This is a genomic window from Pseudomonas sp. B21-035, from assembly GCF_024748945.1.
In the GTDB taxonomy this organism is placed as follows: Bacteria; Pseudomonadota; Gammaproteobacteria; order Pseudomonadales; family Pseudomonadaceae; genus Aquipseudomonas.
Map to the genome: position 1 here is coordinate 2,133,617 of NZ_CP087179.1, position 14,470 is coordinate 2,148,086.

Here is a 14,470-nt window from a genome sequence, read left to right on the forward strand (position 1 = left end):
CAACGCCATGTACTTCCCGATTGAATTCTACAACGCCCTCACTTCGCAGTTCTGGACGCCGCTGCTCGCTGCCGTGCTCACCTGGATTCTGCTCTGGTTTCGTAGCCAGTCCTACGACGGCACCGGCGCCTGGACCCTGGGCTTGATCGTGGTGCTGTGCGCGGTGGCGTTCTTTCCCAATGGCTACCACGCGCTGTTCAACACCGGCCCGACCTTCTACAGCCATGACCGTATTTATGCGCCTGACTACTCGGCAAAGTTCAGCGCCGATGTGCTGCTGACCCTCGCCGGTATGTTGGTGGGCATGCTTGCGCGCAAAATCGTTATCAGCCTGCGCTAATCGCGAAACTTCACCACCTGGTTGCACTTGGGGCACTCGATCAGCTTCTGGGTAAAGACCTCGTGGGGCAGGAAGCCGCGGTGCATCAACAGCCCTTCACCCGGCTTGTACAGGTGGTGCATGGAGGTGTTGCATTCCGGGCAGCGCACGAACAGCGCGGTGAAGAAGAACAGGCAGAGGCTGACGATGGCAAACACTGCGTAGGTCTCGAAGTATCGCGTCGCATCACGGTCGAACAGCACCCAGATCATGTAGAGGCCGCCGGTCCAGATGCTGAGGTTGAGCTCCACCTGCATGGCGATGGCGAGAAAACGGTTCTTGAGGGGTTTCACCAGGATCATCCATTGATCGTTCAAAGGCGGGGCCGCGCGCGGGGATGCGCGGGCAGTACGGCGGCCATTGTACTTCGCCAGCGGCGAAAACGCCTGCTCCCGAGCGCAGCGCTCGGGAGCAGGGCGGCGTGCCTGGGGCTCAGCGGGTACCGAGCTTGCGCAGGTTGCCGGGGGTGAACTCGTCGGCGGCAAAGTTGCTGGCGTTGAGCTTGGCCGGCTTTTGCTCGTCGAGCAGGCGATCGACCAGGTAGGAGCCGGCGATCAGGTCGTGATAGATCCCCAGGCGCGCGTGGAAGCGCTGGATCTCATAGGCATACACCGAGGTCTGCATGTTGGTGCGCCACAGCTGGCCACGGGCGTCGAAGTTGTCGGCCAGGGTAGCCGCCCAGCTGTCTTCATCGATGTAGATCAGGCGCTTGGCATAGATGTGCCGGGCGGATGGCTTGAGGGTTGCCTGCAGCACCCACACCCGGTGTTTTTCATAGCGCATCAGCTCCGGGTTGATATGGCCGCTGGTAGAGAGGATCTGCGCGGTGTTCACCTCGGGGCTGTCGATCTTGTAGTTGTTGTAGGGGATGTAGATTTCCTTCTTGCCGACGATGCTCCAGTCGTAGCGGTCGGTGGCACCGTTGAACAGGCGGTCTTCATCGTAGACGCGAAAGCCGCCGGCACCGGTGGGCGAATCGTAGCCCACGGTCGGCGCCCGGCGTACCCGGCGCTGGCCCGGGGTGTATTGCCAGGCCTGGCGCGGCTGGGCGGCGGCGTTGATGAATTCGTGGCCGACGATGATCTCGCCTTTCTTGCGCACCGGCTCAAGGGTGGTGAGCAAAAAGTCGGTGAACACGCCGTTGACGCTTTGCGCGCTCTGCTTGGGGTCGGACCACAGCGAGTAGATCTTGTAGTTGACCTTCTCCAGGGCCTTGTTGTTGTCGGCATACACCACCACCTGCTGGTAGTTGGCCTCTTCGGTGACCGCCCGTGCCTGCATGTTGTGGTTGAGGATCAGCTCGTTGCCGTTCTTCGGGATCGGGAACGGCGAGGCGCCGAAGGCGTTGAGGGCATCGTTGCCGTCGGCGCTGAGGGTGGCGTTCAGTGCGTTGCGCTTGAGCGCATCTTCGCTGGCCTGGTCGACCCTGAAGTCCCGATGGCTGGGGTAGACCGGGATCTTGAACGAGTTGGGGTAGCGCTTGAACAGCGCCTTCTGGCCGTCGGTGAGGTTGGCGGCGTATTGCTCGACGTTCTGCGCGGTGATGGTGAACAGCGGTTTTTCGTCGGCGTATGGGTCGGGGTAGGGCGTGCCTGGGCCGGCGAATTTCAGATGCGGCGGCAGCCCGCGCCATTTGCCGGTCCAGGCCGGAATACTGCCATCGGCGTTGCCGGCGCGCTCGGCGCCGACCGGGGTCAGGTCCTGGCCCAGGCGCGCGGCATCGTTATTGCTGACATTGGCGTGGGCCAGGCTTGCGCCGAGCAGGGCGGCCGCCAGGGTGGTGCGCAACCAGGGATGCGTGAGAGTAGACATGCGGTGCTCCTCCATCAGGGGCTTCAGAAGCGGTACTTGAAGTTGAGGGCGACGTTGTCGCGGTCGGCCAGGGGCGAGTTGTTGGCGTTACCCAGGTAGGCGTTGTAGAGCGCTTCGACGGTGAAGTTGCCGAGGTAGCGCCAGGTGGTGCCGATGCTTGCGCGCTCATCGCCTTGCCCGGCATTGATCGAGCCGGTCAGGGCGCTGTCGTGCTGGGCGGCGCTGCTGTAGGTGACCGGTACCGACATGTCCCAGCCGCTGAACACGTCGTTGTAGTCGAAGGTCGCCTGTACCGTGTAGCCCCAGGCGTCGCGGTCCAGCACCAGGCTGTCGGTGCCCGGCAGGGTCAGGCCGGGGGCCAGGGTCAGCGGGGTCGAGGCGTCGTTGTCGAGCACGGTGTTGTAGACCAGCTCGCCGACCAGGGTGGTGTTGTCGGCAAAGGCGGTCGGGCCGACCACGTGGATCATCGACACCTGGGCCTGCAGGGTCTGCGCCCGCACCGGGCTTGAGAAACCGTTGTCGACCATCACCGGTGCGCCGTCGCGGTAGCTGACCTCACCGGCGATGCTGGTGTCGCCGAGCACGGTACCGAAGCTTGCGCCGTACTGGTCGATGTTGTCGAAGTAGCGCACGCGGTAGTGGCCCAGGTCGGTCTGGAAGTCCAGCGACGGGTTCTTGTCGTGGTAGCGCGAGTAGTAGAGGCCGAACTCGGTGTTGTTCAGCGACTCGGCGGTGTAGCGCAGGGCCGCGCCGTACTGGCCGCTGTCACTGGGCTCGTCGTCCTTGAGGCGGGTAACGAAGCCTGAGGCGTCGCTGAAACCGCCGCGGTCGATCAGGTCGGTGCTGGAAAAATAGCTGCCGACCCCGAACAGGTCGGTCTTCTCCCACTTGTACTGGTAGTAGGCTTGCAGCTCCAGGGCCTCGGTCAGGCTGAACTGGCCGAACACCTGGCCGACCGGCAGCAGCACTTCCTTGACCTCGACCCCGGGGGTGGTGGCCTTGGTCGCATCGACCGGGCTCTGGGCCGCAGAGATGCCCGGGTAGAACAGGCTTTCACCCCAGCTCACCACCTGATCGCCGACCCGCAGGTTGAGGTTGTGGCCGCTAACGTCCCAGCTGCCGTAGGCATAGGCGTCGAGCAGGCGCAGGTCGTCGCGGTGCTGGTCGATGGTGTCCTGGGAGAAGCGGTCGGCGCGCCGGCAGTTGCCGCTGGCCAGGCAGTTGGAGGCACCGCTGTTGTTGTCGTTGCCCTGGTCGTAGACGTTGTCGTAGAAGCCGGCTGCGCGCACGAACAGGCCGTAGTTGTCCTGCCACTTGAGGTTGGCCTCGGTGAGAAAGCCAACGCGGTTGTTGATCAGGCTGCCGCGGTCAAAGGCGTTGTCGCCATCGTTGCCGTCGGCGTTGGCCACCAGCTTGTGGTCGCGGCCCTCGGTACGCCAGGCCAGGCTGTAGGTGAGGGTGGTGTCCCAGTCGATGCTCAGGTCATCGTTGGCCTGAAAGGTCAGGGCGCTGGCCGGGGTGCCCAGGCCGCCGGCCAGCATCAGCATCCCCAGGCGCACGCAGGTATTGAGTGAAGGTGGGGCGATTGTTGTTTTTATCATGTCGTCCTCATGCCGCGGTCAGACCTGCCCGACCGCTGTATTCAAGGTGGGAGGTGAAGCTGGAGGCGACTATGGAATCCCCTTGGCGGCGCAACATCGTCCAAGCGGACTAAGCGATGCCGCCACGTGCGCCGGACGCTGGCGCTAGTCCCATCGGACGATGTTGGCCCGTGCCGGGCATCGAACAATCAATGACCAATGCCCCCGGCCGACCGCCGGCGCGGCCTGTTGTCCATTGCCCTTTACAAGGTGAGCACATGAACGAAGCCGGGATCGACTGGGACCACTGTTGCGACGTGCTGGTGATCGGTTCGGGGGCCGGCGGCATGACCGCCGCCCTGCGCGTCCATGACCTGGGGCTCAAGGCCCTGGTGATCGAAAAAAGTAGCGAATACGGCGGTACCTCGGCGGTGTCCGGCGGTGGTGTGTGGATCCCCAACAACCCGCGCATCAGCGCCCTGGGCGGGCACGACTCGGCCGAGGAAGCTATCGCTTACCTCGAGGCCGTCACCCAGGGCGAGATCGATGACGGGCGCATCGAAACCTACGTCGAGCAGGGCCGGCGCATGCTCGAATACCTCGCACAACACTCGCGGGTGCGCTTCGAGGCGCAGCCGCACTATGCCGACTACTACCCCGAAGTACCGGGCGGCAAGCCTGGCTACCGCTCCATGGACCCCTTGCCGTTCGACGCGGCGCAACTGGGCGACGAGTTCCTTAAGATGCGCGCGCCGTCACCGGGCACGCTGATGATGGGTCGCATGGCCATGACCATGAAAGAAGCCCAGGTGCTGCTGTGTCGCGGCAAGGGCTGGCTGCGCCTGACCTTGCGGGTGATGTGGCGCTACTGGCGCGACCGCACGGGCCGCAAGCTGTCGAAACGTGATCGCTTCCTGACTCTGGGCAACGCCCTGGTCGGCGCCTTGCGCTGCTCGTTGCTCGACCGTGAGGTGCCGCTGTGGCTCGACTGCGCGCTGGAGCAACTGCTGATCGTCGACGGGCGCATCGGCGGCGCCCAGGTGCGCCGCGACGGCAAGCTGGTGAGGATCAAGGCGCGTCACGGGGTGATCATCGCCGCCGGCGGCTTCGAGCGTAACCAGGCGATGCGCGACCAGTATCACCCGCAGCCCTCGCAAGCGCGCTGGAGCGCGACGCCGCCGCACAACACCGGCGACGGCATTCGCGCCGGCCAGGCCGTGGGCGCGCGCACCGCGCTGATGGAACACAGCTGGTGGGCGCCGACCACCCATGTGCAGGGCGAAGAGAAGCAGCGCGCGCTGTTTGTCGAACGCACCTTGCCCGGCTGCGTGCTGGTCAATGCCGCGGGCCAGCGCTTCGTCAACGAAGCGGCGCCGTACACCGACATCGTCTACGCCATGTACGCCAACAACCGCGAAGGCGCCAGCAGCGTGCCGTGCTGGATGGTCTTCGACGCCAGCTTCCGGCGTAAATACCCCTGTGGCGCGCTGTTGCCGGGCTATGCCCAGCGCGACTGGCAGTTGCCCCGGCACCTGCGCGACTACTTCCACAAGGCCAACAGTCTTGAAGCCCTGGCGACCAGCATCGGGGTCGATGCCGCAGGGCTGGCGCGTACCGTGCAACGCTTCAATGCCATGGCCAGCCTGGGTCGCGACGAAGATTTTGCCAAGGGCGAGTCGTTGTTCGACCGCTATTACGGCGACCCCGGTGTGCAGCCCAACCCGTGCCTGGCGCCGTTGCTGCAGGCACCGTTCTATGCGGTGCGGGTCGATGCCGGCGATATCGGCACCAAGGGCGGCTTGCTCACCGATGTGCATGCGCGGGTGCTGCACGAGGACGGCCAGCCGATCCTCGGCCTGTATGCCATTGGCAACAGCGCCGCATCGATGATGGGCCGTACCTATCCGGGGGCGGGGTCGACCCTCGGCCCGGCCATGACCTTCGGCTACCTGGCCGCCAACCATATCGGCGCGTTAGCCAGTAATCACCAGGCCCAGGCGGCGCTGGTTTCTTGAGGATGCACCCCATGAGTACACAACACAGGCAGGTTGCCGTGGTCACCGGCGCCAGCCGCGGTGTCGGCCAGGGTATCGCCCTGGCCCTCGGCGCGGCCGGCATGACCGTTTACGTTACCGGCCGGGCCCGCGGGCAGGGCGGTTCACATTTGTACGGGCATGCCCTGGACGGCGACCTGCAGGCCACCGCCGAGGCCATCAGCGCGGTGGGCGGGCAAGGTATCGCGGTGACCTGCGATCACGCCGACGATGCCCAGGTGCAGGCGCTGTTCGCCCGGGTCGAGCGCGAATGCGGGCACCTGGATCTGCTGGTCAACAACGCGGCGTTCATCCATGACCAGTTGATCGAACCGGGGCCGTTCTGGAGCAAACCGCTGGCGCTGGCGGGCATCCTCGACGTCGGCCTGCGTTCAGCCTATGTCGCCAGCTACCATGGCGCGCCGCTGTTGCTGCGCAGCCGCCAGGGGCTAGTGTGCTTCACCTCATCGTTTGGCGCTGGCTGCTACATGCATGGGCCGGCTTATGGCGCGCAGAAGGCCGGCTGCGACAAGCTGGCCGCCGACATGGCCATCGATTTCGAAGGCCAGGGCGTCGCCGCCGTGTCGCTATGGTTAGGCCCGCAACTGACCGAGCGCACGCGGATTGCCGGCGAGCAGCATGGTGAGCAGTACAAGGCGTTTCTTGCCGATGCCGAGACCCCGCACTTCAATGGGCGGGTGATTCATGCGCTGCTCAATGACCCGCAGTTGATGCGCTATTCCGGGCAAACCCTGATCACTGCCGAGATAGCCGCTGGGTATGGCATCAGCGAAGCGGGCGGGCGCCAGCCGCCTTCCCATCGCGGCTTGCTCGGCGACCCGCGCCAGCAACATCCGGCGCGGGTGATCTGAGCGGCGGATTACGACCCCTGCGGGGGGCTTGACCCGCGATGAGGCCAGTCCAGCCCGCAAATCAATATTGCCGGAACTACGTCCGCTGCGTGCTTGATTGCCGGCAAGCCCCTCATCCCTTTATCCATTGCTGAGCTTTAGCAATCCTGCGCCTATCATCAGCCATGCAAAGCCAACAATAGACAACCAGGAAGAGATGATCATCTTACGCTTGAGAGGGGCCGGGAATTCTTGCAGTTCACCTGGATCGAACAGCCCTTTGCGGATGCAGAACCCGGGATAAAGCATGGCGCCGCTGACTGTGTTTACCAGATGCCAACGTGACCTCAAGCTGGCGTTGCCAAAATTGGTAGTTCGATTTTGAAGCCGCCAGCTGTTTGGTAGTGCCGAGAGCATGACATTGAAGTCACGGCCGCAGGTGATCTGGATACTCATCGCTAAACCGATGAACGCAAGCGTGAACGGAGAAATCATGAAAGCGACAGCCCACCATGAATACCAGAACCCGCTCATGGCCTTGTTAGTCCAAAAATCACATCCCCCACCCATTCTCCTCCCATTCCAACACCTGCAGCGCCAGCCAACGATCCTCCTCCGACCAGGACAATCCCGCAAACAGCTCCCCCAACGCCTGCTGTCACGGCTGCCACCGTGCCACACGTTAGAAATGCTGCGAGGCTTCCAGCTCGTGCGCCGTAAATACCTCCAAGCAAACCGCCAGTTAAACTACCGGTTTGTGTGTAACGGATGCGCTTACAAGATTCCGTCTCCCCGACCCGACAAGCATCGCGCACCGTCAACCACGACGCCGTCCCACCTAGGCCAATCCCGACATACCCACCATACTTGAGGTAATTGGCCGTCTTCGCCACCTGCTCCAGATGCGTCGCATACCCCGGAATCTGCCCGGCCCCGCCGGCACGGTTCCAGTGGTGTACCAGGCTGCGGGTCGAAATGCCCAGGTCCTTGCGCAAGCTGTCGTAGCTGCCAAGATTCAGCTGCTTGTTCAAAAAGGCACTCTTGAGCTGCGCGTCGAGCTGCAAGTACAGCCGCTGGCGGGCATTGAAAAAGTCCGGGCTGTTCAAGCGGCCGTTGCGGCTGAACTCACGCTGGTGCAGTTGCTCGATGCTGCGCAAGGTTGCTTCGACCTGGCGCAAGCCCTTTTCCAGAATGTCCTTGCCCACGCCCATGGCCTGGCTCGCCCCGGCGGACAGCCCGGCAATCTCGGCCTGATGGCGCATCATGAAATTGGCTTCCTCAACACTCAGCGCAGCCAGGCTTTCGCGCACCTGCGCGGCGGCCGTCATCAGTTCGGCCTCTTCGCGGGTGCAGGCGCTGGTGATGTCCGGGTCACCGATGACGAAGATTTCCCCGGCTTTAAAGCCTGTGGCAAAGGTCGGGTTAAGCCGTTGCAATCGAGCGATCAATTGAGGCCCTTGTTGCGCCGTCAGCAGGGCCAGCACCTGGGTGCCTGACATGCTGCGCGGCACGATGTAGAAGCCTGGCTGCAAGGTGGAACTGGTGGCGGTTATCGCCGGAGCAGGGGATAAAACGGAAGAGGGCGTCCTTGTCATGCGCAGGTTCCTTGGGCAAAGAGGCCCGGAACCTAGCACTGGCATTCACGCCTTGGCGCACCGTCGAACTGATTCGGAAGCGTCCCACAGTAAAATCGGATTCATCGCCCTGTGGGACTGGCAACGCATCAGGTGGTGTCTGGATTACGACCCCTTCTGGCTCAATCGCCGGCCTTGCCGGCGATGGGCTGCACAGCAGCCCTCACACCCAGCCGCGCAACACCTGCTTGGCCACTTTGCCCGTGGCATTGAGCGGCAAGGCTTCGACCACTTGCACCCGCCGCGGCACTTTGTAGTTGGCCATCTGCTCACGGCACCAGGTATTGAACTGCGCCACGTCGATCACCTGTCCAGGCACCGCCAGCAAGAAGGCCATGGCCACTTCCCCCAGGCGTTCATCGGCAATCCCAATCACGGCAGCCTGGGCCACCCCGGGGTACTGCAGCAAGGTCTGTTCGATCTCCGCCGGGTAAACGTTGAAGCCACCGGTGATAAACATGTCCTTGAGCCGGTCGGTGATGCGCAGGTAACCCTGTTCATCCAGCACGCCAATGTCGCCGGTGTGCAGCCAGCCCTCGGCATCCACCGCTTCGAGGCTTGCCTGCGGGTCGTTGAGGTAGCCGTGCATCAGGTTGTAGCCGCGGATCAACACCTCGCCAGGTACGTTGGCCGGCACCCTGGCGCCGCTGCTGTTGACGCAGCGGATCTGAACCCCTGGCATGGCCCGGCCGCTGGTGCTGGCGACCCGCTCGGCGCTGTCGCCGGGGCGGCAGATGCTGGCAAAGCCGCAGGCTTCGGTCAGGCCGTAGGCGGTGACGATGGTGGCAAAGCCCAGCTCCTCGCGCATGCGCCCGATCATCTCCACCGGGATCGCGGCGGCGCCAGTGACGGCGACGCGCAAGGAGCTCAGGTCGTAGTTCTGGCGTTGCGGGTGGGCCAGCAGCGACTGATACAGGGTCGGCGGCCCGGGCAGGATGTTGATGCGCTGGCGCTGCACGCAGTCGAGCAGCGCCTGCACCTCGAACACCTGCTGCGGGATGATGGTACAGCCGCGCATCAACGCTGCCAGCCAGCCGGCCTTGTAGCCAAAGGAATGGAAGAACGGGTTGACGATCAGGTAGCGATCGCCCCGGCGCAGGCCGACGATCTCGCTCCAGTCGCGCACCACCTGCAGATTCTGGCCGTGGGCGGTCATCACGCCCTTGGGCTTGCCGGAGGTGCCGGAGGTAAACAACAGGTCGGACAGGGTCTGCGGCCCGACCTGCTGCTCGCGGGCCTGCAACAGCGCCTGCGGCACTTGCTCGGCGAGGGCCATGAACGCCTCCCAGGCCAGGCCGCCGTGGCGCGGCTCTGCCGGGCGCAGGCTGATCACCTGGCGCAGGGCCGGCAGGGTTTGGTCGGCGAGCATGGCCGGGTAGTCGTTATCCAGAAAGCGGCTGATGCAAAACAGCACGCAGGTGCCGCTCTCGCGCAGGATGTGCCCGGCCTCGCTGCCTTTCATCCGTGTGTTCAACGGCACCAGGGTGGCGCCGATGCTCTGCAGGGCGCCGGCGGCAACGATCCATTCCCACAGGTTGGGCGCCCACACTGCCACCCGGTCGGCCACTTGCACGTCCAGGGCGAGCAGGGCGCGGGCGGCCTGCTGGCGCAACAGCTCGAGCTGGCGGTAGCTGATGCGCTGCCCGCCGTCTTCGATGGCCGGGCTGTCGCCGTAGTCCCGGGCGGCGCGGGCGAACAGTTGGGCGATGGTCTGAGCGTTTTCGACAGGCAGCATGATGCCTCCTCAGGCTGAGGATGAATGAGCAGGGAAAGCGCCGGGCAGGCTGCCCGGCACCGCGGGTCAGGCGCTAGGCGGGGCGAAGCGGCGGCCAGCGGAGAAACCGCCGTCCACGGCAATCATCTGGCCGCTGACGAACGACGCTTCGTCAGAGGCAAGAAACAGCGCGACGTTGGCCACTTCGTCCGGCTGCCCGGAACGGTTGAGCATGTGCTGCGAAGCGAAGAAGGCGTGGAATGCCTGCTGTTCGCGGACCATGCTGGTCATCGGCGTTTCGATCAGGCCCGGGCACAGGCCGTTGACGCGGATGTTGGCGTAGCCGTAGTCGATGGCCATCGAGCGGGTCAGCTGGTTGATGCCGCCCTTGGAGACGTTGTAGGCAACGTTGCCGTCGCAGCCCTGCAGGCCGAAGATCGAACCGATGTTGATGATCGAGCCGCTGCGCTGGGCCTCCATCTGCGCCAGCACGTGCTTGCTGGTGAGCATGCTGCCGGTGAGGTTGATGTCCAGCACCCGCTGCCAGTTGGCGGTGCTGGTCTGGGTCACGCTGCCCTGGTCGGCGACGCCGGCGGCATTGACCAGCACATCAATACGCCCGAAGCGGCTGATGACTTCGCTCATCACCTGCTGCACGCGGGTTTCATCGCGCACATCCAGGCTCATGAACAGGCCGGGGAAGTCCGCCGGCGCCTCGCCAATGTCCAGGCCGACGACCTCGGCGCCTTCGGCAATGAAGCGGCGCACGCACGCCAGGCCGATACCCGATGCGCCGCCGGTAACCACGGCGACCTTGTTGTGCAAACGAGCCATAACTGAACCTCTGTCTTATTGTTGTGGAGCTGCTGGCGCCGAGTCTAACCGCAGTCGGGGCCGCAGTGATCGTCCGATGAGACTAGCGGGCACAGCCCCTCAGCCGGGGAAGCGCAAGCGCACCCGCGCGCCCAGTGGCCGGCTCTGGCAGGCCAGGGTCCAGCCTTGCTCCAACTCGCGGGCGCTGAGCACATCGTTGCGCGAAAGATGCGTTTCACCCTCGAGCACCGTACACATGCAGGCCCCGCAAAAGCCTTCTTCGCACGAAGAGGGCACGTCCAGGCCCGCCGCCCGGCAGCTTTGCAACAGGGTATCGCCGGGCTGGCAACGGATTTCGTGTTGCTCGCCATCGAGCTCGACCAGCAACAGCTCACAGGCCGAGTCGCTGCTGACGGCGCGGGCAACGGCCTCTTGCGCGGCGAGTTGATCCGGGTCGGGCGGCGAGACGAAGCGCTCGACATGGATGCACTCGGCAGCTTCGCCCAGGGCCAGCAGGCTGCGCTCGACGGTGTCCATGAACGGCCCCGGGCCGCAGATGAAGTAGTCGCCGCCGCGCATTTCGCTGACCAGTTGCTGGACCTGGGCGTCGCGCAAAAAGCCCTGCAGTGAATCGAGCAGGTGGATCACCTGCAGGCGCTGCGGGTGATCCTGGCTCAGCTGGCGCAGTTCGTCGCGAAAGATCACCGAGGTTTCGTCGCGGTTGGCATACACCAGCCTGATGGATCGAGCGCCGCTGTGCAGCACCGACTTGAGGATCGACATCACCGGGGTGATACCCGAGCCACCGGCAAACAGCACCAGTGGCCGTGAAGGGTCAGTGGCCAGGCGTTCATCCAGGCAGAAATGCCCGGCCGGTGGCAGCACTTCGAGCCAGTCGCCGACCTGCACCTGCTGGTTCATCCAGTTCGACACCCGCCCGTCGACAACCCGCTTGATGGTCACCTTGGGCCGGGCATCGCACAGCGGCGAGCTGGCCATGGAGTAGCAGCGGGTCAGCAGTTTGCCGGCACAGGGCACGCGAAAGCTCAGGAACTGCCCCGGCTTGTAGCGAAAGCGCTCGTGCAGCTGCGCCGGCACCTCCAGGACCAGCGAGCGCGCATCGGCGGTTTCGTCGATCACCGCGCAAACCTGCAGCCGATAGCTGCCGCTGGCCGACACCAGCGAGTCCTGCCCAAGCGCTTGCATGCCCATGTTCATCTTCGCCTCAAATGCCGCTGATCAATTGCGCGTTGTCCACCCGCAGTTCGGCGCCGTTGACGAAGTTCGATTCGTCGCTGGCCAGAAACAGCACCACGTTGGCGATATCGCGCGGCGCGCACATGCGGTTCATCGGGTCCTGGTCGAGCAGCGCCTGGTCGATCGGCTGGCCACCGGCCAGGGCCTGGGTCATCGGCGTGTTGACGCCGTCCGGGTGCACGCTGTTGCAGCGGATGCGATACCCCTGCTGCTTGCAGTGCAGGGCGATGGAGCGGGTCATCGCCGCCACCGCGCCCTTGGAGGCCGAATAGGCGCAGAACATCGGCATGGCGCCCAGGGCGGCCACCGAGGACATGTTGACGATCGAGCCGCCGCCGCTGTCCTTCATGGCTTCAATGGCATATTTGCAGCCGAGAAAGTAACCGTCGCCGTTGATCGTCTGGACCTTCTGCCAGGTTTCCAGCGAGGTGTCCTCGATGGTGCCGGCAACCAGGATGGCGGCGTTGTTGACCAGTACATCGAGGCGCCCGAAGTGCTCCAGGGTGGTCTTGACCACCTGCTGCCAGTCGCTTTCGCTGGCGATGTCGTGGCGGATGAACAGCGCCTTGCTGCCAATCTGCGCGGCGACTTCGCGACCGGCCTGTTCATTGAGGTCGGTAAGCACCACCCGGGCGCCCTGGCTGGCCAGCAGCAGGGCGTCCTCGCGGCCGATACCGCTGGCGGCGCCGGTGACGATGCAGACTTTGCCTTCTACACGTTGCATGGTTGTTCTCCTGATGGTGCGGGGTTGCGGGCGGCGTGCGCGGCGATATGCGCCGCAGCGCGCCGCCCGGAGTAAATGCAGTCGGCCAGGGACAGGCCGGAGACATATAGGTTGGAGGCCACGCCCACGGCATTGCGCCCGGCGCTGTACAGCCCGGCGATCGGCGCGCCGTGCAGGTCGAGCACCGCGCCGCTGCGCTCGTCGACGCGCAGGCCGCCCAGGGTCAGGGCCGGGCAGGGGAACAGGCGGCTGTCATAGGACAGGTCGAGGGCATACCAGGGGCCGCTGTCCAGCGGGCAGAGCATCGCCGCCGACTTGCCCAGCGGGTCGGCGATTTCGCCTCGGGCCGCGCTGCTGTACTGCGCCACGCTCTGGCGCAGGTTGCCGGCGGGCAAGGCGCAGCGTTCGGCCAGCTGTTCCAGGCTGTGGCCGCGTTTGGCGTTGAACAGCAGGTTGAGCAGCACCGGCAAACGCTGGAAGTTCCACACCTTGCCCGGGCCGACCTGCTTGAGCGCCTGGCACACCAGGGCGCGGTTGAGAATCAGGATGGCCTTGCCGCTCTGTTCTTCAACCATGGCGTGGCCGAGGGTGGCGCCGTACACCTCTTCGTTGCAGTAGCGCAGGCCCAGGCCGTTGACGATCATGCCGCGGGCCCAGGCCAGCGGCGGGTTGATAAAGCGCCAGGCGCTGATCTTGTCCATCCGCGCCAGGCTGGCGCCTGCGCTCTGGCCCAGGAGCAAGCCGCTGCCATCGCAGGCGCTGCTACCCAGCGGCAGGCCGGCCAGGTACTGCGGCGCGTGCCGGGCCACCAGCTCGCGGTTGAAAATAAAACCGCCACAGCTGAGCAGCAGGCCTTTTTCGGCGCGAATCAGGGTGCGCACGGCATGGCGCTGCTCGATCTGTCGCAGGCGCTTGCGCAGCACCTCGGCCAGCGCCGGGGCGTACATCTGCAGGACGCTGACCCAGCGCGCCAGGCGTGCATGGCGGCGGGCGGCGCGGCTATCGGCAGGCAGTTGCCAGGCAACCACACCGAGCACCCGGTCGTGGTTGTCGACCACCAGCTGGCGCACTTCACACTGGCTGCGCAGGCGCACGCCGAGCTTCAGGGCGCTGGCGCGCAGCGGCGCAAACAGGCTGGCACCGGACATGCCCGGGCCTTTGGCGCGGTGCCCGCGAGGGGCGGGTGTGGCTTGCGCGGCGTAGGCCGGCACTGCTTCGTTGCCCGAGTAGTAGAGGTAGTAACGGTCGCTGGGGTAGGAGGTTTTCTGTGGCGGCACGCTGGCTTCGAAGGCCACGCCGTGGCGCTCCAGCCAGGCCAGTTGCTCGACACTGCGCTCGCAGAAGTCGCGCAGGGTGTCGGCCGATACCGCCTCGCCGACTTCCTGGCGCAAATAGTTGAACATCGCCTCGCTGTTGTCCGGGTAGCCGGCGCGCTGCTGGTAGGGCGTGCCGCCACCGGCATAGACCACGCCACCGCTGAGCGCCGTGGCGCCGCCACCGGCGAAGCGGTCCAGGGCCAGCACACTGAGGCCGCTGCTGGCGGCCTCGATGGCGGCGCAGACCCCGGCGCCGCCAAAGCCGACCACCAGCAGCTCGGCCGCGGCGTGCCAGTGCAGCTCTCCCGCATGCTCCACCCGCAGCGGCGCCAATGCGCTCAGGCTGTTCATGGCCCG

13 protein-coding genes are annotated in these 14,470 nt (G+C 65.2%); 3 read left to right on the forward strand and 10 right to left on the reverse strand.

Features of this window, described 5'->3' with window-relative positions; all coding sequences use genetic code 11:
• Positions 1 to 7: 7 nt before the first annotated feature.
• Entirely contained in the window at positions 8 to 340 is a 333-nt protein-coding gene (locus LOY22_RS09810; protein WP_045201648.1) for a hypothetical protein, read from the forward strand.
• Here the strand turns inward: LOY22_RS09810 and LOY22_RS09815 are convergent.
• The 3 genes from LOY22_RS09815 to LOY22_RS09825 form a co-directional block, all read right to left on the reverse strand.
• Positions 337 to 672, reverse strand: a complete 336-nt coding sequence (locus LOY22_RS09815; RefSeq protein ID WP_143013296.1) for a hypothetical protein — start codon at positions 670 to 672, stop codon at positions 337 to 339. The two genes, LOY22_RS09810 and LOY22_RS09815, sit on opposite strands and share 4 nt — an antisense overlap.
• A 139-nt stretch (positions 673 to 811) precedes the next feature.
• Positions 812 to 2,191, reverse strand: coding sequence for a DUF1329 domain-containing protein (locus LOY22_RS09820; protein WP_093384833.1), 1,380 nt, complete (start codon positions 2,189 to 2,191; stop codon positions 812 to 814).
• Between the two features lie 23 nt (positions 2,192 to 2,214).
• Complete coding sequence (locus tag LOY22_RS09825) at positions 2,215 to 3,792, reverse strand: DUF1302 domain-containing protein (RefSeq protein WP_258597251.1); 1,578 nt, start codon at positions 3,790 to 3,792, stop codon at positions 2,215 to 2,217.
• Positions 3,793 to 4,049: 257 nt separating this feature from the next.
• Between LOY22_RS09825 and LOY22_RS09830 the strand changes: the two genes are divergently transcribed.
• Together LOY22_RS09830 and LOY22_RS09835 are read left to right on the forward strand one after the other, a co-directional pair.
• A complete protein-coding gene (locus LOY22_RS09830; RefSeq protein ID WP_258597253.1) occupies positions 4,050 to 5,786 on the forward strand; it encodes an FAD-binding protein in 1,737 nt (578 codons plus the stop codon).
• An 11-nt stretch (positions 5,787 to 5,797) separates the two neighbouring features.
• Positions 5,798 to 6,676 carry an SDR family NAD(P)-dependent oxidoreductase gene (locus LOY22_RS09835; RefSeq protein WP_258597255.1) on the forward strand — a complete coding sequence of 293 codons (879 nt, stop codon included), beginning with the start codon at positions 5,798 to 5,800 and terminating at the stop codon, positions 6,674 to 6,676.
• A 120-nt stretch (positions 6,677 to 6,796) separates the two neighbouring features.
• Here the strand turns inward: LOY22_RS09835 and LOY22_RS09840 are convergent, their stop codons facing one another.
• The 7 genes from LOY22_RS09840 to LOY22_RS09870 all read right to left on the reverse strand — a co-directional run bounded on the left by LOY22_RS09840 (position 6,797) and on the right by LOY22_RS09870 (position 14,464).
• Positions 6,797 to 7,189, reverse strand: a complete 393-nt coding sequence (locus LOY22_RS09840; protein WP_258597257.1) for a hypothetical protein — start codon at positions 7,187 to 7,189, stop codon at positions 6,797 to 6,799.
• Positions 7,186 to 8,250, reverse strand: coding sequence for a hypothetical protein (locus LOY22_RS09845; protein ID WP_258597259.1), 1,065 nt, complete (start codon positions 8,248 to 8,250; stop codon positions 7,186 to 7,188). Before LOY22_RS09845 ends, LOY22_RS09840 begins: the two co-directional genes overlap by 4 nt.
• 202 nt (positions 8,251 to 8,452) lie before the next feature.
• The gene (locus tag LOY22_RS09850) at positions 8,453 to 10,024 is read right to left on the reverse strand and encodes a FadD3 family acyl-CoA ligase (RefSeq protein WP_258597261.1); all 1,572 of its coding nucleotides are present in this window, start codon (positions 10,022 to 10,024) and stop codon (positions 8,453 to 8,455) included.
• Between the two features lie 66 nt (positions 10,025 to 10,090).
• Entirely contained in the window at positions 10,091 to 10,837 is a 747-nt protein-coding gene (locus tag LOY22_RS09855) for an SDR family NAD(P)-dependent oxidoreductase (protein WP_093384815.1), read from the reverse strand.
• A 99-nt stretch (positions 10,838 to 10,936) separates the two neighbouring features.
• Entirely contained in the window at positions 10,937 to 12,022 is a 1,086-nt protein-coding gene (locus tag LOY22_RS09860; RefSeq protein ID WP_258597263.1) for a ferredoxin--NADP reductase, read from the reverse strand.
• Between the two features lie 19 nt (positions 12,023 to 12,041).
• Entirely contained in the window at positions 12,042 to 12,797 is a 756-nt protein-coding gene (locus LOY22_RS09865) for a glucose 1-dehydrogenase (RefSeq protein WP_093384811.1), read from the reverse strand.
• Entirely contained in the window at positions 12,785 to 14,464 is a 1,680-nt protein-coding gene (locus tag LOY22_RS09870) for an FAD-binding protein (RefSeq protein WP_258597266.1), read from the reverse strand. Before LOY22_RS09870 ends, LOY22_RS09865 begins: the two co-directional genes overlap by 13 nt.
• Positions 14,465 to 14,470: the final 6 nt, after the last annotated feature.